Here is a 16,778-nt window from a genome sequence, read left to right as displayed (position 1 = left end):
AGAACGTGTCTGCTTTTAATCGGAGTATTTCCGACGTAGATTATCGTTGGTTCTCTGCTTCAGTCGTTCCGATTTCATAGTTCACCCTACCACCTTACAGCGATTTTCTAGAGCCATTGCCATCCAAGAACGTGTATCACGACAACTGCCAATACTCCAAAAATGGCCAGGGCCACCATGTACAGAATCATGATAACCCCCATTTGTTTTGTCGTCATATCCCCTTCAAGAATATCTGACACTCCCATGATACTCCGTTATAGCCTAACGTTATAATTACGTACAATCGTGTATCTATCCTCTATATTACAGTACTTATTTTAATATATTCTCCGATGACGTACCCTCCTCTCTCGGGACGGGCCGCAGTATATCCGGTAGGTAATCCGTCGATCTGGTGCCTATGTTGTGCGAGTTACTTTGATCGAATTGGGGACCGATTCTGTGCGAGATACGCGCTATCTACTCAGCACGCCCGGATTGACCTAGTCGCTGATTGTCAGACGGTGACTGCTGCATGTAGAGGATGAATCTCGCGTTCCTATCCCAGCGCAGGTCAACTTGCCACGGGAGGGCACTGTACGCCGCATTCCGAGGGTTCGGTCAGGCTTGCCGGTTCGGGAAAACCATCACCGGAACATCTGCTTCTCGTATGAGCTTACCTCCTGGATCGCCGGCGATCGTCCGCTCCCACGTGTCCATATCTCGAGGTGTGAAGGCGACGAGTGTCGCATCCACCATATCGATCGCATCGGTGAGTGCCTCCGCGACCTCGCGCCCTTCGAGCGTCGCCCATTCGAACTGGAGATCATCCCGGTATAGAATGTCTGCGAACCTCTCGTAAGTCGCTCCTGCGAACTGATCTCTGCCAGTCTTTATCGTCGTCTCAGCGGCCGTTCCCTGGGTTACGTGTGTTACAATAATAGTTGTATCCGAGTCCAAATGTGGCCGAACCGCACGTGCCGTCGCTTCAGCGTCGTCGGGACTCGCGATCGGAATTAGAATACGTTCGAATAAGTCGTCGTCCATGGATGTACCGTGTCTGACGCTAGAGAAAAGCGTACGGGTTATCAGACTCGCAGGCCCGATCCGAGTGGCACTCCTCAACTACTGCTTAAAACCTCGAACCACGAGAGAACTAAGAACAGTCCCGTGCCGCCCGTGGCGATGATGCCGGCGCCGAGCGCGCGTAACTGCTTGCGATATGTCGAGTTGGCTCTGATCGAATCGGAAAACGATTCGTTGCGAGACTCGCGTCCTGTATCTCGCACGGCCATCGGAACTTCACTCTAGGCTGGTATAATTCTCGGCGGTCAACACGCACTCGAAACATCGAGGCCGATTCGGAGGGGAACCGGTCCGGAGAGTGAACGCTCGAGGGAGCGGATCCGGACCGACAGATACGACAGGGTTCGGAGCCAACGTCGCGTATGACGGATACGACCGAGTCGGACGCGACGGAGTCGGAACACGCCGAACCGGGCGAGACGGCGACCGCCGAAGCGGAGGGCGTCACGGCCCGCTACGAGGAGACGGACGCAGAGCGGCTGCTCACGTTCTCGGCGGACGGACGGACGGCGACGGTCGCACAGAACCGCGAGGGGTACGCCATGCTCAAGGTCCGATCCGGTCCGGACGGCGACGAACTGGAGCGGTACTACGGGTTCGACATGGCGCTCGATCACGCCGCCGAACTGGTCGGCGTCGCGGCTCACGACCTCCCCGTGCCAGGGGCCGCGGCCGACATGGGCATGTAGTTCGTCGGCGCGCCGCTCTCCACCGTGACGCTTCACAATGACCCGTCTCCGTGATTTCGCCGTCGTTCGTCGCTTCCGTCGACGATTTCTCGACTCCCCGTCTCACACGCGATCAGGAGTGATCGAACGATCGGATCCCTCGCGGGACGTAATACTTAAGTAGACAAACGTTCTGCTGTCAGTCGATGACAGACATCACGGAGGCTTCGTCGGACACCCCGGCGGATCGAGTTCTTCCAGGGCACGATAGCTTCTAACATCGAAATCGGTCCTGTACGGATCTTCGACACGACGTTACGAGACGGCGAACAGTCACCACGTACTTCGTTCAGCTACGACGAGAAACGCGAGATAGCGGCGGCGCTGGACGACATGGGGACCCACGTCATCGAGGCCGGGTTCCCGGTGAACTCCGACGCGGAGTTCGAGGCCGTGAGCGATATCGCAGCCGCGACGGACACGACCGTCTGCGGGCTCGCCCGCGTCGTCGACGGCGACATCGAGGCCGCCCTCGACTCGGGCGTGGGGATGGTCCACGTGTTCGTCTCGACGAGCGACGTCCAGCTCGAGGACTCCATGCACGCCACGCGCCGCGAGGCCAAGGAGCGTGCCGTCGACGCCGTCGAGCAGGTGAAAGACGCCGGCGTCGAGTGTATGTTCTCGCCGATGGACGCCACGCGGACCGACCCCGACTACCTGACGGAGATAGTCGAGGCGGTCTCGGACGCCGGCACCGACTGGATCAACATCCCGGACACCTGCGGCGTCGCGATGCCGACGAGCTTCGGCAAGACGGTGAAGGCGGTCGTGGAGGCGACGGACGCCCGCGTCGACGTCCACACCCACGACGACTTCGGGATGGCCGCGGCCAACGCGGTCATGGGGTTCGAGAACGGCGCGGAGCAGGCGCAGGTGTCGGTCAACGGGATCGGCGAGCGGGCCGGCAACGCGGCCTACGAGGAGGTCGTGATGGCGGTCGAGTCGGTGTACGGCGTCGACACCGGCATCGACACGACCCAGATCACGAAGCTGGCTCGGATCGTCGAGGACGCCTCGGACATCCCGGTGCCGGCGAACAAGCCCGTCACCGGGCGGAACGCGTTCGCCCACGAGTCGGGCATCCACGCCGCGGGCGTGATCGAGAACGCCGACACGTTCGAGACGGGCGTGATGACCCCCGAGATGGTCGGCGCGGAACGCGAGTTCGTGCTCGGCAAGCACACGGGCACCCACAGCGTGCGAAAGCACCTGGTGGAGGCCGGCTTCGACCCCACCGACGGGGAGGTCCACGAGATCACGAAGCGGGTCAAGGAGTACGGCGCCGGAAAGCGGCAGGTGACCGCCGGCGACGTCGAGCGGTTCGCCCGCGAGGCAGGCGTCGAGCGCGAGGAGGAGGTCCGGATCTGATGGCCCCCTCCGTGGTCGTAGCGACCCGCCAGCGACTGCCGAACGCGTCGTTCGGGCGATCCGCCGACGGATCCGCTCCTACCGGAGCCGTCGAGGACGGCTCCGCGCCTGACGGATCCACGTCGGAGCGCCGGTGTGTGCCGGCGGATCGCCGTGCGGATCGCTCGCGTCGACAGGAATTTATAGGCGGCCCGCGTGGGTTCGGATCGAATGCGACGGTTACGGCACATCCGCGCGGCCGACGCCCGGACGGGAGCCGTCGCTGTAGCCATCGTAGGGGTTTGATCCCCTACCACACCACTTCCTCACCGATCCGACGTACCGACGGACGCGGACGCGCCGCCGCCGACCCGCATACGGCCGGCGACTCGCCGGCGCGGCCCGCGTTCGGACCGATCGACGCTCGCATCCGAGAGACACCCACACACCACACACGATGAGCGATTCAGCAGCACACCCACGAGAGGACGACCCCGACGCCGAACCGGCGTCCGATCCGGCCGACGCGGACGGCCCGGACGCGGCGGACCCGACCGGCGAGGAGAACCGACCAGACGGCGAGCAGACGGAGGTGTCGACCGGCGCGGAGTCGGTCGTCGCCGCCCTCGAGGCCGCCGGCGCGGAGACCGCCTTCGGCGTGCAGGGCGGGGCGATCATGCCGGTGTACGACGCGCTGTACGGCTCGTCCATCCGTCACCTGACGATGGCCCACGAGCAGGGGGCCGCCCACGCGGCCGACGCGTACGGCGTCGTCGCCGGCGAGCCCGGCCTCTGTCTGGCCACGTCCGGCCCCGGCGCGACGAACCTCGTCACCGGCATCGCCGACGCGGACATGGACAGCGACGCGATGCTGGCGCTGACCGGCCAGGTCCCGACGGAGTTCGTCGGCAACGACGCGTTCCAGGAGACCGACACCGTCGGCGTCACTCGCCCGATCACGAAACACAACTACTTCGCCGACGACGCGGACGCCATCGGCAACGTGGTCGGCGAGGCGTTCGAGCTCTCGCGGGTCGGCCGTCCCGGCCCGACGCTCGTCGACCTCCCGAAGAACGTCACCCTCGATGACACCGATGAGACGCCCGGTCCCGCGGAGGCTCCGGCGGGAACCGATCCGGACCCGCGGGCCCGCGAGGACGCGGTCGAGGCCGCGGCCCAGGCGATCGAGGACGCCGACCGGCCGCTGTGTCTGTTCGGCGGCGGCGTGATCAAGGCGGAGGCCAGCGAGGTCGCGCGGGAGTTCGCGCGCACCTACGAGATCCCCGTGACGACGACGATGCCGGGGATCGGGTCGTTCCCCGAGGACGACGAGCTGTCGCTGTCGTGGGCGGGAATGCACGGCACCGGCTACGCCAACATGGCGATCACCCACACCGACTGCCTGATCGCGGTCGGAACCCGGTTCGACGACCGGCTGACCGGCGGGATAGACACGTTCGCGCCGGAGGCCGAGGTCGTTCACGTCGACATCGACCCGGCGGAGATCTCGAAGAACGTGTACGCCGACTACCCGCTTATCGGCGACGCCGGGACCGTCCTCGAGCAGCTGTCCGAGGCGGTTCGCGACGCGCCCGACGCCGACGAGTGGCGCGAGCAGTGTCAAGAGTGGAAGGAGACGTACCCGATGACGTACGCGACGCCGGACGACGAACCCCTGAAACCGCAGTTCGTCGTCGAGGCGTTCGACGAGGCGACCGACGACGACACCGTCGTGACGACCGGCGTCGGCCAACACCAGATGTGGGCCTCCCAGTTCTGGACGTACACGGAGCCCCGGACGTGGGTCTCCTCGCACGGGCTGGGGACGATGGGATACGGCGTCCCGGCCGCGATCGGCGCGCGCGTCGCCGCCGACGCGATGGGCGAGCCCGACCGCGACGTGATCTGTTTCGACGGGGACGGCTCCTTCCTGATGACGATGCAGGAGCTGTCCGTCGCGGTCCGTGAGGACCTCGACATCACGTTCGCGGTGCTCAACAACGAGTACATCGGGATGGTGCGCCAGTGGCAGGACGCCTTCTTCGAGGGGCGACACATGGCGTCCGACTACAACTGGATGCCGGAGTTCGACAAGCTCGCCGAGGCGTTCGGCGCGCTCGGGATCCGCGTCGACGGCTACGACGAGGTCGCCCCGGCGGTCGAGGAGGCGCTCGCGTACGACGGCCCCGCCGTGATCGACTTCCACGTCGACCCCGAGGAGAACGTGCTGCCGATGGTGCCGAGCGGCGGAGCGAACGGTCGGTTCGCCCTCACGGAGGACCAGCTATGAGCGGCGAGGACGCGGCCGGCATGCCCGGTCCGGCACCGGACGAGCGCCCCCAGCCGGAGGGCCGACGGAACCTGGAGGGCCACCGGATCGACCCCGTCGTGGAGGCGGAACACGACTCGCGGCGCGCGGTCATCTCCGCGCTCGTCGAGGACGAACCGGGCGTGCTCGCTCGCGTCTCCGGGCTCGTCTCCCGCCGGCAGTTCAACATCGAGAGCCTGACGGTCGGCCCGACGACGGTCGAGGGTCACTCCCGTATCACCATGGTCGTCGAGGAGACCGATCCGGGGATCGACCAGATCGAAAAACAGATGGCGAAGCTGAAGCCCGTTATCTCCGTGGGCGAGGTCTCCGGGAGCGCCGTCACCTCGGAGCTCGTCCTGTTGAAGGTCCACGGAGAGGAGCCGGACAAGGTCCACGCCGTCGCGGAGATGTACGACGGTCGGACGCTCGACGCCGGACCGGAGACGATCACCGTTCAGCTTACCGGCGACGAGTCGAAGATCGACGACGCGATCGACGCGTTCGACCAGTTCGGGATCATCGAGATCGCACGGACCGGTCAGACCGCGCTCGCGCGGGGGAACATCCCCACCGCGCCAGGAGAGAAACCCGGAACGGCCGGCGAACCGACGACGCCGAACACCCAGTGACCTACAGATGACAGAAGACGACACCCAGACGTTCGATTCGACAGTGTACTACGACGACGACGCCGACAGCGAGGCGATCGTCCAGAAGACCGTCGCCGTACTCGGATACGGCTCGCAGGGGCACGCGCACGCGCAGAACCTCGCGGACAGCGGGGTCGACGTGGTCGTCGGCCTCCGCGAGGACAGCTCCTCGTGGGAGGCCGCCGAGGGCGACGGGCTCCGCGTCGCGACCCCCGCGGACGCGGCAGCGGAGGCGGACATCGTGAGCGTGCTCGTTCCCGACACGGTCCAGCCGGACGTGTACGAGAACGCCATCGAGCCGAACCTGGAGGCGGGCGACACGCTCCAGTTCGCGCACGGGTTCAACATCCACTACAACCAGATCCAGCCGCCCGAGGACGTCGACGTGACGATGGTCGCGCCGAAGTCGCCGGGCCACCTCGTGCGCCGGAACTACGAGAACGACGAGGGGACGCCCGGCCTGTTGGCGATCTACCAGGACGCCACCGGCGACGCCCACGACGAGGGGCTCGCGTACGCGGCCGCGATCGGCTGTACCCGCGCCGGCGTCGTCGAGACGTCGTTCCGCGAGGAGACGGAGACGGACCTGTTCGGGGAGCAGGCGGTCCTCTGTGGCGGCGTCACCTCGCTCGTGAAGCAGGGGTACGAGACGCTCGTCGACGCCGGCTACTCCCCCGAGATGGCGTACTTCGAGTGTCTCAACGAGCTGAAGCTCATCGTCGACCTGATGTACGAGGACGGGCTCGGCGGCATGTGGGACTCGGTGTCGGACACCGCCGAGTACGGCGGGCTCACCCAGGGCGACGTCGTCGTCGACGAGCACGCCCGCGAGAACATGGAGGAGGTCTTAGAGAAGGTCCAGAACGGCCAGTTCGCCCGCGAGTGGATCGCGGAGAATCAGGCCGGCCGACCCTCCTACACCCAGCTCCGTCACGCCGAGAAGAACCACGAGATCGAGGCGGTCGGCGAGGAGCTCCGCGGGCTGTTCGCCTGGCAGGAGGAGACGGACGAAGAGGAGTCGGCCGAGGTGAAGGCCTGATGACCGGGGTACCCGCCCCCGGCCAGCGCTCGGTCACGACCCCCGACTCTCCCGGTGACCGCCGATGAGCGAAGGGACGCTGTACGACAAGGTGTGGGACCGCCACAAGGTCACGGAGCTGCCGAACGGACAGGACCAGCTGTTCATCGGCCTCCACCTCGTCCACGAGGTCACGAGCCCGCAGGCGTTCGGCATGCTGCGCGAGCGTGACCTCGAGGTCGCGTATCCCGATCGGACGTTCGCGACGACCGACCACATCGCGCCGACCGAGGCCGACAAACGGGAGCGACCGCTCGCCGACGACCAGGCCGAGGAGATGCTCTCCGCGCTCGAGCGCAACACCGACGAGAGCGGGATCACCTTCTTCGGGTTCGAGTCGGGTAAACAGGGGATCACCCACGTCGTCGCGCCCGAACTGGGGCTCTCCCAGCCCGGCATGACCGTGGCCTGCGGCGACAGCCACACCGCGACTCACGGTGCGTTCGGCTCCATCGGCGTCGGGATCGGCACGAGCCAGATCCGCGACGTGTTCGCCACGGGCTGTATCGCCGCGGACAAACAGAAGGTACGCCGGATCGAAGTCGAGGGAGAACTCGGCGAGGGCGTCTACGCCAAGGACGTCATCATGAAGATCATCCAGGACCTCGGCGTCGACGGCGGGGTCGGCCACGTCTACGAGTACGGCGGCCCGGCCATCGAGGCGCTCGACATGGAGGGGCGGCTGGCGGTCTGTAACATGTCCATCGAGGGCGGCGCCCGCGCCGGGTACATCAACCCCGACGAGACCACCTACGAGTACCTGAAGGGTCGCGAGTACGTCCCCGAGGGCGAGGCATTCGAGGAGCGGAAGGCCTACTGGGAGTCGATCGCGTCGGACGCGGACGCCGAGTACGACGACGTGGTCACGGTCGATGCCGACGGGATCGACCCGCTCGTCACCTGGGGGATCAACCCCGGCCAGGTCATCGAGATATCGGACGTCGTTCCGCACCCCGACGACTTCGAGGCGCGGACGGACCGGGAGGCGGCCGAACAGGCGCTCGACCACATGGCGGTCGATCCCGGCCAGTCGATGCTCGGCTACGACGTCGACGTCGCGTTCCTCGGTACCTGTACCAACGGCCGCGTCTCGGACTTCGAGAAGGCCGCCGCGGTGCTGGAGGGTCACACGGTCGACGAGGGCGTCCGCGCGCTCGCGGTGCCCGGCTCCGAGAGCGTCCGGACGGAGTGTGAGGCGCGCGGCCTGGACGAGGTCTTCATCAACGCCGGCTTCCAGTGGCGTCGCGCCGGCTGTTCGATGTGTCTCGCGATGAACGACGACTCGCTCGAGGGCGACGAGGTGTGTGCGTCCTCCTCGAACCGGAACTTCATCGGGCGGCAGGGGTCGAAGGACGGCCGGACCGTCCTCATGAACCCCGCGATGGTCGCGGCGGCGGCGGTCGAGGGACAGGTCGCGGACGCGCGCGAGTACCTCGACGAGGGGCCGACCGGCGGTGCCGGCGGCGTCGAGGAGGTGGCGGACTGATGAGCGGAGACGATCAGCACATCACCGAGGTCTCCGGCACCGGCGTCCCGATCCCCGGCGACGACGTCGACACCGACCAGATCCTGCCGGCGAAGTTCATGAAGGAGGTCACGTTCGACAACATGGCGGACTACCTCTTCTATGACGCTCGGCGGGACGACGACGGGGAGTTCAACGACCACCCGCTCAACCGCTTCGAGGGCGCGTCGATCGCGGTCGTCAACTCCAACTTCGGCTGCGGCTCCTCGCGGGAACACGCCCCGCAGGCGATGATGCGCTGGGGCGTCGACGGGGTCGTCGGCGAGTCCTACGCCGAGATCTTCCGTGACAACTGTAAGTCGCTCGGCATCCCGGCGGTGACGGCCGACCACGAGACCGTCACGGAACTCCAGGAGTGGATCGAGGCGAACCCCGACGGCGAGATCGACATCGACGTCGAGGACGAGACGGTGACCTACGGCGACACCGTCATCGACGTCGACATCGACGACGCGATGCGGGAGGCGCTCGTCGACGGCATCTGGGACACCACCTCGCTCATGTACTCCAACCGGAGCAAGGTCGAGGAGACGGTCGCGGACCTCCCGTACGCCGAGGGCGACGACTGAGTCGCTGGGTCGCCGTCGCGGAGACGGCCGCCCGGCGTCGGTTCGCCGATCGCGACATCGACATCCTCTTTTGACCGTTCCGCGGACAACGTCCATGAGCGAACGCATCGCCGTTATCGAGGGCGACGGGATCGGGAAGGAAGTCGTGCCGGCGGCAATCGACGTGCTGGAGGCGCTCGAGATCGACTTCGAGTTCGTCGAGGGCGAAGCCGGCGACGCCGTGGAGGAGTCGACCGGCGAGGCGCTGCCCGCAGAGACGTACGACCTGGTCGCCGACGCCGACGCGACGCTGTTCGGCGCGGCCGGCGACACCGCGGCCGACGTCATTCTCCCCCTTCGCGACGCGGTCGACTCCTTCGTGAACGTCCGCCCGGCGAAGGCGTACCCCGGCGTCGACGCGCTCCGCCCCGAGACGGACGTGGTCTTCCTCCGTGAGAACACCGAGGGCGTCTACGCCGGCCACGAGGACCGACTCAGCGAGGACCTCTCCACGCTGACGCGCGTGATCACGACCTCGGCCTCCCGCGAACTCGCCGAGTACGCCTGCGAGTTCGTCGCGGACGGTCGAGGGCCCGACCATCGCGACGGGTTCACGGTCGCACACAAGTCGAACGTGATGCGCGAGACCGACGGTCGGTTCCGGGAGGCGGTACTCGACGTCGCCGCGGAGCGCGGCGTCGACGCCGACGAGGAGCTGATGGACGCGTTCGCGACGAAGCTCCCGCTCGATCCGAGCCAGTACGGCGTCGTCGTCTGTCCGAACCTCGCGGGCGACGTGCTCTCGGACCTGGCCGCCGGGCTCGTCGGCGGGCTCGGCCTGCTCCCCTCGGCGAACGTCGGCCACGACAACGCGCTGTTCGAGCCGGTCCACGGCACCGCGCCCGACATCGCCGGCGAGGGGATCGCGAACCCGACGGCGGCGGTGCTCTCGGCCGCGATGCTCTTGGAGTACCTCGGCCACGTCGAGGAGGGCCGGCGCGTTCGGACCGCGGTCGAGTCCGTGCTCTCCGACGGTCCGCGCACCGGCGACCTGGGCGGCGACGCGACGACCGAGGACGTCACCGCGGCGATCGTCGACCGGCTGTAGGTCGGTCCGCGCGCCTCCCGTCTCCCCATCGGACGCCGCCGACGAACCACAAGAGACGAAACCCTGCGGCCCCTCGAAGCGGGTATGAGCAACTACGCGGTCGCGATGGAAGCAGCCTGGTTGGTCCGTGACGTCGAGGAGACCGACGACGCCATCGGCGTCGCGGTCAGCGAGGCTGGAAAGCGACTCAACGAGACCGACAAGCAGTACGTCGAGGTCGAACCCGGCGTCACCGGCTGTCCCGCCTGCGGCGAGCCGTTCGACGCGGCCTTCCTCGCGGCGAACACGGCGCTCGTCGGGCTGCTCTTGGAGATCGACGTGTTCAACGCCGACAGCGAGGAGCACGCGGAGCGGATCGCGAAAAGCGAGGTCGGCGGCGCGCTCAGAGACGTCCCGCTCGAAGTCATCGACGTGATGGAGACCGAGGCCGACGACGACGAGGAGTCGGACGGGAACGCGCGCTGAGCGACCGACCGGCGAAACCTTTTCTAATAACCATAGGTTATTAGACGTATGGAGCTCCCGACGCCACAGGACCTGCGCGAACGACGGACGTCGCTCGAGTTGACGCAGAGCGCGCTCGCGGACGCCGCGGGCGTCTCACAGCCGCTCATCGCGCGGATCGAGGGCGGCGACGTCGACCCCCGGCTCTCGACGCTGCGACGGATCGTGAACGCCCTCCAGGAGGCGGAAGGGGAAGTCGTGCGCGCGACGGACCTGATGAACGAGACCGTGATCAGCGTGGCCCCCGACGACGCCGTGAGCGACGCGGTCGAACTGATGGAGCGGGAGGCGTACTCCCAGCTCCCCGTCCTCCAGAACGGCGTCCCGGTCGGCTCGATCAGCCAGGGGGACGTGGTCCACGCGGGCGAGAACGTCGGCGACCACCCGGTCAGCGAGGTGATGAGCGAGTCCTTCCCCACCGTCGCGCCCGGAGCGACCGTCGACGAGGTGCGGAACCTGCTCGACCACTACAAGGCCGTGATGGTGACCGACGGCGGGGAGACGGTCGGAATCATCACCGAGGCCGACATCGCCGCGCACCTGTCGTAGTCGGGGTCGGACTCGTCGGCGGATCGGTCCCTTCTCCCCGTCGCCGCCGGGTCACTCGCGATTCTCCGAGAGGTGCTCCCAGATCTCCGTACAGCCGGCCCCGTCCTTCAGGTCCTCGAGGTGGTCGCCCTCCCCGCCCGGAGCCTCGCTCGGCGCGGATCCGTTCGTTTCGTCCGCGTCGTCCCCCTCCGCCGATCCGGTCGGTCGCTCGTCGTCGGTCAGCCGTCGCGACTCACTCGTTCCCGTCATGGCCGGCTCCGGGGCGACTCGTGGCTCCGGGTCGACGCGTGGCTCCGGATCGGATCGAACAGTTCGGGCGCGACGTCGGCGGACGCGTGCTGGCGGTGCAGTCGGTCGTCGTCCGCGCCGCCGCGACGATCGATCGCGGTCTCGGGTGTCGTCTCGGTCATCGACGCGTCCTACCGCCGCGGCGATCATAAGGGACGCCACACGAGTAAATCGCACCACTACTCCCCGATACCGGAACCGACCTCCGGTATCCGTGACGCGGTGATCGGCGTCGATCGGTCCGCAGTCAGGCGATGTTCTCGTCCCGCGTCGTCCTCGACGGCGACCCGGCTTGCGCGCACCGACACCCATTGGGTCGCGACGGTCCAACGGGGGGTGTGACGACCCGCCTGCGCGTGCTCGACGACGGCGCATGGATTTCGGTCGACGACCACCGGGAGGTCCGCGTGAGCGAGCTCTGGCGGCTCGACGAACCCGGTTTCTGCGGCTGTGATCTCGCCGACCTCGTCGTCGAGAACTTTCAGGAGGTCGGCGTCGACGGGTCGCGAGTGGAGACGCGCGTCTACGGACAGTGTATCGAGTGCGGCGAGACCGGCGTCACCGACTGGCTCCCGGTCGGCCGGGTTCGAGGGGGCGAGTTCGTCGAACTCGACCGTTCCTGCGTCCGTCGGACCCGCCGGGAGTGAGCGGGGCGACCGGGCGACCGGGGCGTTCGATCCGGCAGGTGTTGCCCCTTCGAGGGGGCACCGGGCAACGTTGACTCCACGGCTCGCCCTATGTGGTCGGGGGTCGTGTGTCGGGACACGATGCCCACGGACGTAGAGAACTGGAAGTCGGAGGTCTACGGGAACGAGATCCGCGAGCACCTGTTCGAGTTCGCCGAGCGGGGGTTCGACTCGATCCCGGACGACGAGCGGGACGCCTGGTTCGAGCGGTTCAAGTGGTGGGGGCTGTACCACCAGCGGAACGGCCAGGAGGGGTACTTCATGCTGCGGATCGGGACGCCGAACGGCGTGTTGGAGCCCGGACAGCTCCGCGTCGTCGGCGAGATCGCCGACGAGTACGCCCGCGGGCCGGGGACGAACCCGATCTTCGGCGACGCCTACGCCGACTTCACGACCCGCCAGTCGATCCAGCTCCACTGGATCGAGCTGTCGGACGTGCCCGCGATCTTCGAGAAGCTGGAGGCGAACGGCCTCTCCGCCCAGCAGGCCTGCGGCGACTCCTGGCGGAACATCGTCGGCAACCCCGTGGCCGGCAAGGACGGCCAGGAGGTTATCGACGCCTGGCCCGTCATCCGCGACCTCAACGAGACGTTCAAGGGCAACGACGACCACTCGAACCTCCCGCGGAAGTGGAAGGTGTCCGTGACCGGCTCCGCGGACGGCTCCGGGCAGGGCGACATCAACGACCTCGCGTTCGAGCCCGCCTACAAGGACATCGACGGGGAGGGCGGCGGGAGCGGCGAGGGCGGCGAGGACGCCGTCGGCTTCAACGTCCGGGTCGGCGGCGGGCTCGCGCGCAACGAGCCGCGGTTCGCACGCGACATCGACGTCTGGGTCCCGCCCGAGCGGGTATCCGACGTCGCCGGCGGGCTCTCCGCGCTCTTCCGCGACCACGGCGACCGCGAGGACCGCTACAACGCGCGGATCAAGTTCCTCGTCGACGAGTGGGGACCCGAGGAGGTCCGCGAGACGCTCCAGGCCGACTACGTCGACTTCGAGCTGGAGACCGCCGGTCGGGACGTCCGCGAGGAGTACACCTACAACGCGGGCGAGGGCGAGCGAAACGACCTGATCGGCGTCCACGACCAGAAGGACGGGGCGAACTTCGTCGGCCTGAACGTGCTCGTCGGGCGGATGGGCGCGGGGGACGTGCTCGAGCTGGCCGACCTCGTCGAGGAGTACGGCTCCGGTGAGGTGCGGCTCTCACAGCGCCAGAACGTCATCGTGACCGACGTGCCCGACGACGCCCTCGACGACTTCCTCGCCGAGGACCTGCTCGAGCACTACTCCCCGGAGCCGTCGCCGTTCATGCGCGGCTCCGTGGCGTGTACGGGCACCGAGTTCTGCTCGCTCTCCATCGTCGAGACGAAGAACCGGCAGGTGCGGTTCGCCCGGTGGCTCAAGGAGAACGCGGAGCTCCCCGACGGCGTCGAGGAGTTCCACGTCCACCTCTCCGGCTGTACCGCCTCCTGCGCACAGCCGCAGATCGCGGACGTGAGCCTGCGGGGCATGAAGACGCGGAAGGACGGCGAGCCGGTGGAGGCGCTCGACGTGGGGCTCGGCGGCGGACTCGGCGAGGAGCCGGGATTCGCCCGGTGGGTGACCCAGCGCGTGCCCGTCGACGAGGTGCCGGGCGCGATCGCCAACCTGCTCGAGAGCTTCGCGGACCAGCGCGAGGAGGGCGAGTCGTTCCGCGCGTTCGTCGCCCGTCACGACGACGAGGAGCTCGACGCGCTCGTCGATCCGGAGGAGACCGACTACGAGGACCCGATGATGCACAACACGAAGCGCACCTGGTACCCGTACGCCGAGGAGGACGGGCTCGACGACGCCCCGCCGGTTCCGGCGGACGACTGAGATGTCCGACCGTCTGCTCCGCGTGAACGCGTACACGACGCTCGACTTCGTGGACGCGAGGGTGCGCGGCCACGGCTTCGAGGCGGACGCGCCCGGCGTGGTGAACGTCACTGCGCCGCGGGTGGACCCCGACCGCGTCGACCTCCAGGTCGAACTCGACGACACGGCGGTCGACGACCTCCCCGCCCACGCCGACGAGGTCACCCTCTCCCCGGCGCAGGCGCGAACGCTCGCCGAGGCGCTGGAGTCGGCCGCGGACCGCGTCGAGGCCGCGCAGGGCGAGTCTGACGGCGAGTGAGTCGCGGCGGCGAGACTCACCGATGGGTCCTGGCGGTGGCGCGCCCGGTCGCGGGCCGAAGGCTCGCGGCCGGAACGCGAGGGACGTCGCGAACGGGGCGAGGTGCGAACGGGGTGAGCACCTCGGTAGCGAGCGGGAAACCGCGAGCAGTGAGCGACGAGGCTGGGGAGGCGTGAGGTGCGGTCGCAGTGCTGTGCGGTTCGGGAGGGGGACTCAAAGGGGCAGTCGTGAGGACGAAGACGCGCGATGCAAGCACCGCAACGAAGGAGCGATAGCGACTGAGTGAGGAGCACAGCGAGCGCATCGAGTCCTCACGACTGGGGCTTTGTCGGGGATCCGCACGACCCTGTTTTCTGCTTCGTACTACCGAACGACTGGAGATTCGGTGGCGTCGATCCAACCGGAAACGACGTGGATCCGGGCGACTGTCGCCTCTTATAGCTCCAGTCCGCGGATCGCGACGCTCCCCTCGCTGTCGCCCTCCTCGTCGTCGTCCTCGCCGTCACCCTCCTCGCCGTCGCCCCCTTCCACTCGTCCGATCACGCGACCCCCCGTCTCCGCCGCCAGCGACTCGGCGGCCTCGGGTGAGAGCGCGGCCACGAAGCCGGTCCCCATGTTGAACGTTCGGTGCATCTCCTCGTCGGAGACGTTCCCCTCGGACTGGACGAACTCGAAGACGGGTTGGGCGTCGAAGGGCTCGGCGATCACGTATCGGCGTGCGCCCAGTCGCGTCAGGTTCGTCCAGCCGCCGCCGGTGACGTGGGCCGCGGCCCGTACGCCGTGCTCGCGCATCGGGTCGAGGAGGTCGGTGTAGATGCGGGTGGGCTCCAACAGCGCCTCGCCGAGGGTGTCGTAGCCCTCGAAGGGCGCGGGGTCGGTGTACTCGTGCTTGCGCGTGACCGCCTCGCGGGCGAGCGTCAACCCGTTGGAGTGGATCCCGGAGGACGCCCAGCCGACGAGCGCGTCGCCGGGCTCCGCCTGCCCGTCGAAGACCCCGTCCTTGGCGGCGAGGCCGGCGCAGGTCCCCGCGAGGTCGAGCCCGCGGACGACCTCCGGCATCACCGCCGTCTCGCCGCCGACGAGTTCGATGTCGGCCCGCTCCGCGCCCGTCGCGAGCCCCTCGCCGACCTGCTCGGCGAACGCCTCGTTCGGCTCGTCGACCGCGAGGTAGTCGACGAACGCCACGGGGCGGACGCCGGCGGCGACGAGGTCGTTGACGTTCATCGCGATACAGTCGATCCCGACCGTCGAGTAGTCGGCGAGCGCCTCCGCGACGAGCAGCTTCGTCCCGACGCCGTCCGTCGCTAACGCGAGGTAGCGGTCGCCGATGTCGAGCAGGCCGGCGTAGTCGCCCTCGCCCTCGCCGACCATCCCGACCAGCGCGGCGGTCGCCGCCTCGCTCGCGTCGATGTCGACGCCCGCGTCGGCGTACGTGAGCGCCTCGTCGTCGCCGTCACCGCCGCCGTCCCCGTCGCCGCCGTTCTCGGTCATACGCGTGTCGTGGCGCGCCGGAGCAAAAGGACACCGCTTGTCCGCGAAAGCGGAGACCGCGTGCCCGTTCAAAACGGGCCGCCGAACCCGAGGCCGAGCACGAACACGAGAAGCACCGTGAGCAGGACCGAGGGAACGAACGCGACCGCCCAGACGACGCGGCTCCAGTCCATCACCGTCCTCCCGTCGAGCGGCCCGTACGGGACCAGATTGAACGCGGCCAGGAAGACGTTGATCGCGATCCCGCGTTCACCGATCAGCGTCAGGACCTCGCCGCCCAGCAGGGTTCCCGCGTACAACACCGGGAGAAAGACGACCATGAGGAGCAGGTTGACGACGGGACCGGCGAGCGCGATCCGGCCGTGCTCGCCCGCGGTCAGCCGCCCGCGGTGGTGGACCGCTCCGGGCGCGGCGAAGATGAACCCGAGCAGGGCGCTCGCGACGGCCAGGAACAGCATCCCGTTGTCCGCGCGGAACTCCGCGACCTGGTCGTAGCGGACCGCGACGACCTTGTGGGCGATCTCGTGGAGGAGGAATCCGACGCCCGCCGTCAGGAGGCCGACGAGGAGCGGAAGCACCACGCCGGCGGCGACGATCCGGGAGATGCCGGCGCTCCCGCCGACGAAGAAGAGCGTGAACGCCACGCCCAGCGCGAGCCACGCGACGAGGAGGTCCTTGAGTTCGGTGCCGCTGAAGTAGAGGCCGCCGATCCGGCGGCCGGCGATGGTCGTTACCATGGAGT

19 protein-coding genes are annotated in these 16,778 nt (G+C 67.9%); 13 read left to right on the top strand and 6 right to left on the bottom strand.

Annotation, left to right across the window (positions count from 1 at the left end; translation table 11 throughout):
- Nucleotides 1-107: 107 nt before the first annotated feature.
- Nucleotides 108-248, bottom strand: coding sequence for a hypothetical protein (locus NO889_RS14515; protein WP_256412944.1), 141 nt, complete (start codon nucleotides 246-248; stop codon nucleotides 108-110).
- 355 nt (nucleotides 249-603) lie between these two features.
- Nucleotides 604-1,029: a universal stress protein gene (locus NO889_RS14510; protein WP_256412943.1), complete on the bottom strand. Its 426-nt coding sequence runs from the start codon at nucleotides 1,027-1,029 to the stop codon at nucleotides 604-606.
- Between the two features lie 401 nt (nucleotides 1,030-1,430).
- On the opposite strand from NO889_RS14510, the gene NO889_RS14505 reads away from it, so the two are divergent.
- The 10 genes from NO889_RS14505 (at nucleotide 1,431) to NO889_RS14460 (ending at nucleotide 11,416) form a co-directional block, all read left to right on the top strand.
- Nucleotides 1,431-1,757: a DUF7111 family protein gene (locus NO889_RS14505; protein WP_256412942.1), complete on the top strand. Its 327-nt coding sequence runs from the start codon at nucleotides 1,431-1,433 to the stop codon at nucleotides 1,755-1,757.
- A gap of 225 nt (nucleotides 1,758-1,982) precedes the next feature.
- Entirely contained in the window at nucleotides 1,983-3,164 is a 1,182-nt protein-coding gene (locus tag NO889_RS14500; protein ID WP_425498824.1) for a LeuA family protein, read from the top strand.
- 436 nt (nucleotides 3,165-3,600) lie between these two features.
- Complete coding sequence (gene ilvB / locus NO889_RS14495) at nucleotides 3,601-5,433, top strand: biosynthetic-type acetolactate synthase large subunit (RefSeq protein WP_256412941.1); 1,833 nt, start codon at nucleotides 3,601-3,603, stop codon at nucleotides 5,431-5,433.
- Nucleotides 5,430-6,083: an acetolactate synthase small subunit gene (gene ilvN / locus NO889_RS14490; protein WP_094530690.1), complete on the top strand. Its 654-nt coding sequence runs from the start codon at nucleotides 5,430-5,432 to the stop codon at nucleotides 6,081-6,083. The genes ilvB and ilvN overlap by 4 nt, the downstream gene beginning before the upstream one ends.
- A gap of 7 nt (nucleotides 6,084-6,090) precedes the next feature.
- Complete coding sequence (gene ilvC, locus NO889_RS14485; RefSeq protein ID WP_256412940.1) at nucleotides 6,091-7,143, top strand: ketol-acid reductoisomerase; 1,053 nt, start codon at nucleotides 6,091-6,093, stop codon at nucleotides 7,141-7,143.
- A 64-nt stretch (nucleotides 7,144-7,207) separates the two neighbouring features.
- Entirely contained in the window at nucleotides 7,208-8,668 is a 1,461-nt protein-coding gene (leuC, locus tag NO889_RS14480) for a 3-isopropylmalate dehydratase large subunit (RefSeq protein WP_256412939.1), read from the top strand.
- The gene (leuD, locus tag NO889_RS14475; protein WP_256412938.1) at nucleotides 8,668-9,276 is read left to right on the top strand and encodes a 3-isopropylmalate dehydratase small subunit; all 609 of its coding nucleotides are present in this window, start codon (nucleotides 8,668-8,670) and stop codon (nucleotides 9,274-9,276) included. The genes leuC and leuD overlap by 1 nt, the downstream gene beginning before the upstream one ends.
- Before the next feature lie 94 nt (nucleotides 9,277-9,370).
- Complete coding sequence (locus NO889_RS14470; RefSeq protein WP_256412937.1) at nucleotides 9,371-10,363, top strand: isocitrate/isopropylmalate dehydrogenase family protein; 993 nt, start codon at nucleotides 9,371-9,373, stop codon at nucleotides 10,361-10,363.
- Nucleotides 10,364-10,447: 84 nt separating this feature from the next.
- Nucleotides 10,448-10,828 (top strand): DUF555 domain-containing protein, encoded by a 381-nt coding sequence (locus NO889_RS14465; RefSeq protein ID WP_256412936.1) that lies wholly within the window; start codon nucleotides 10,448-10,450, stop codon nucleotides 10,826-10,828.
- A 48-nt stretch (nucleotides 10,829-10,876) separates the two neighbouring features.
- Nucleotides 10,877-11,416, top strand: a complete 540-nt coding sequence (locus NO889_RS14460; protein ID WP_256412935.1) for a CBS domain-containing protein — start codon at nucleotides 10,877-10,879, stop codon at nucleotides 11,414-11,416.
- Between the two features lie 51 nt (nucleotides 11,417-11,467).
- Here the strand turns inward: NO889_RS14460 and NO889_RS14455 are convergent, their stop codons facing one another.
- Both NO889_RS14455 and NO889_RS14450 read right to left on the bottom strand, forming a co-directional pair.
- Nucleotides 11,468-11,665, bottom strand: coding sequence for a hypothetical protein (locus NO889_RS14455; protein ID WP_256412934.1), 198 nt, complete (start codon nucleotides 11,663-11,665; stop codon nucleotides 11,468-11,470).
- Nucleotides 11,662-11,826: a hypothetical protein gene (locus tag NO889_RS14450; protein WP_256412933.1), complete on the bottom strand. Its 165-nt coding sequence runs from the start codon at nucleotides 11,824-11,826 to the stop codon at nucleotides 11,662-11,664. Before NO889_RS14450 ends, NO889_RS14455 begins: the two co-directional genes overlap by 4 nt.
- 216 nt (nucleotides 11,827-12,042) lie before the next feature.
- On the opposite strand from NO889_RS14450, the gene NO889_RS14445 reads away from it, so the two are divergent.
- The 3 genes from NO889_RS14445 to NO889_RS14435 all read left to right on the top strand — a co-directional run bounded on the left by NO889_RS14445 (nucleotide 12,043) and on the right by NO889_RS14435 (nucleotide 14,545).
- On the top strand, nucleotides 12,043-12,351 hold the full coding sequence (locus tag NO889_RS14445) for a DUF8134 family protein (protein ID WP_256412932.1): 309 nt from the start codon (nucleotides 12,043-12,045) through the stop codon (nucleotides 12,349-12,351).
- Between the two features lie 120 nt (nucleotides 12,352-12,471).
- A complete protein-coding gene (locus tag NO889_RS14440; RefSeq protein ID WP_256412931.1) occupies nucleotides 12,472-14,247 on the top strand; it encodes a nitrite/sulfite reductase in 1,776 nt (591 codons plus the stop codon).
- A gap of 1 nt (nucleotide 14,248) precedes the next feature.
- On the top strand, nucleotides 14,249-14,545 hold the full coding sequence (locus NO889_RS14435) for a DUF6360 family protein (protein ID WP_256412930.1): 297 nt from the start codon (nucleotides 14,249-14,251) through the stop codon (nucleotides 14,543-14,545).
- A 435-nt stretch (nucleotides 14,546-14,980) separates the two neighbouring features.
- On the opposite strand, the gene purM is transcribed toward NO889_RS14435, so the two are convergent.
- Together purM and NO889_RS14425 are read right to left on the bottom strand one after the other, a co-directional pair.
- Nucleotides 14,981-16,036, bottom strand: a complete 1,056-nt coding sequence (purM, locus tag NO889_RS14430; RefSeq protein ID WP_256412929.1) for a phosphoribosylformylglycinamidine cyclo-ligase — start codon at nucleotides 16,034-16,036, stop codon at nucleotides 14,981-14,983.
- A gap of 68 nt (nucleotides 16,037-16,104) precedes the next feature.
- Complete coding sequence (locus NO889_RS14425; protein WP_256412928.1) at nucleotides 16,105-16,773, bottom strand: zinc metalloprotease; 669 nt, start codon at nucleotides 16,771-16,773, stop codon at nucleotides 16,105-16,107.
- Nucleotides 16,774-16,778 lie beyond the last annotated feature (5 nt).

Origin of the sequence: Halorubrum rubrum (assembly GCF_024494685.1) — an archaeon.
Lineage (GTDB): Archaea > Halobacteriota > Halobacteria > Halobacteriales > Haloferacaceae > Halorubrum > Halorubrum rubrum.
The sequence above is the reverse complement of the archived record's forward strand: the minus strand, read 5'-3'. Positions and strand labels throughout refer to the sequence as shown.

Excerpts from the sequence above, each read along its gene's own strand:
- NO889_RS14515 (WP_256412944.1), bottom strand. The coding sequence starts at position 248 with ATGGGAGTGTCAGATATTCTTGAAGGGGATATGACGACAAAACAAATG.
- NO889_RS14510 (WP_256412943.1), bottom strand. The coding sequence starts at position 1,029 with ATGGACGACGACTTATTCGAACGTATTCTAATTCCGATCGCGAGTCCC.
- NO889_RS14505 (WP_256412942.1), top strand. The coding sequence starts at position 1,431 with ATGACGGATACGACCGAGTCGGACGCGACGGAGTCGGAACACGCCGAA.
- ilvB (WP_256412941.1), top strand. The coding sequence starts at position 3,601 with ATGAGCGATTCAGCAGCACACCCACGAGAGGACGACCCCGACGCCGAA.
- ilvN (WP_094530690.1), top strand. The coding sequence starts at position 5,430 with ATGAGCGGCGAGGACGCGGCCGGCATGCCCGGTCCGGCACCGGACGAG.
- ilvC (WP_256412940.1), top strand. The coding sequence starts at position 6,091 with ATGACAGAAGACGACACCCAGACGTTCGATTCGACAGTGTACTACGAC.
- leuC (WP_256412939.1), top strand. The coding sequence starts at position 7,208 with ATGAGCGAAGGGACGCTGTACGACAAGGTGTGGGACCGCCACAAGGTC.
- leuD (WP_256412938.1), top strand. The coding sequence starts at position 8,668 with ATGAGCGGAGACGATCAGCACATCACCGAGGTCTCCGGCACCGGCGTC.
- NO889_RS14470 (WP_256412937.1), top strand. The coding sequence starts at position 9,371 with ATGAGCGAACGCATCGCCGTTATCGAGGGCGACGGGATCGGGAAGGAA.
- NO889_RS14465 (WP_256412936.1), top strand. The coding sequence starts at position 10,448 with ATGAGCAACTACGCGGTCGCGATGGAAGCAGCCTGGTTGGTCCGTGAC.
- NO889_RS14460 (WP_256412935.1), top strand. The coding sequence starts at position 10,877 with ATGGAGCTCCCGACGCCACAGGACCTGCGCGAACGACGGACGTCGCTC.
- NO889_RS14455 (WP_256412934.1), bottom strand. The coding sequence starts at position 11,665 with ATGACGGGAACGAGTGAGTCGCGACGGCTGACCGACGACGAGCGACCG.
- NO889_RS14450 (WP_256412933.1), bottom strand. The coding sequence starts at position 11,826 with ATGACCGAGACGACACCCGAGACCGCGATCGATCGTCGCGGCGGCGCG.
- NO889_RS14440 (WP_256412931.1), top strand. The coding sequence starts at position 12,472 with ATGCCCACGGACGTAGAGAACTGGAAGTCGGAGGTCTACGGGAACGAG.
- NO889_RS14435 (WP_256412930.1), top strand. The coding sequence starts at position 14,249 with ATGTCCGACCGTCTGCTCCGCGTGAACGCGTACACGACGCTCGACTTC.
- purM (WP_256412929.1), bottom strand. The coding sequence starts at position 16,036 with ATGACCGAGAACGGCGGCGACGGGGACGGCGGCGGTGACGGCGACGAC.
- NO889_RS14425 (WP_256412928.1), bottom strand. The coding sequence starts at position 16,773 with ATGGTAACGACCATCGCCGGCCGCCGGATCGGCGGCCTCTACTTCAGC.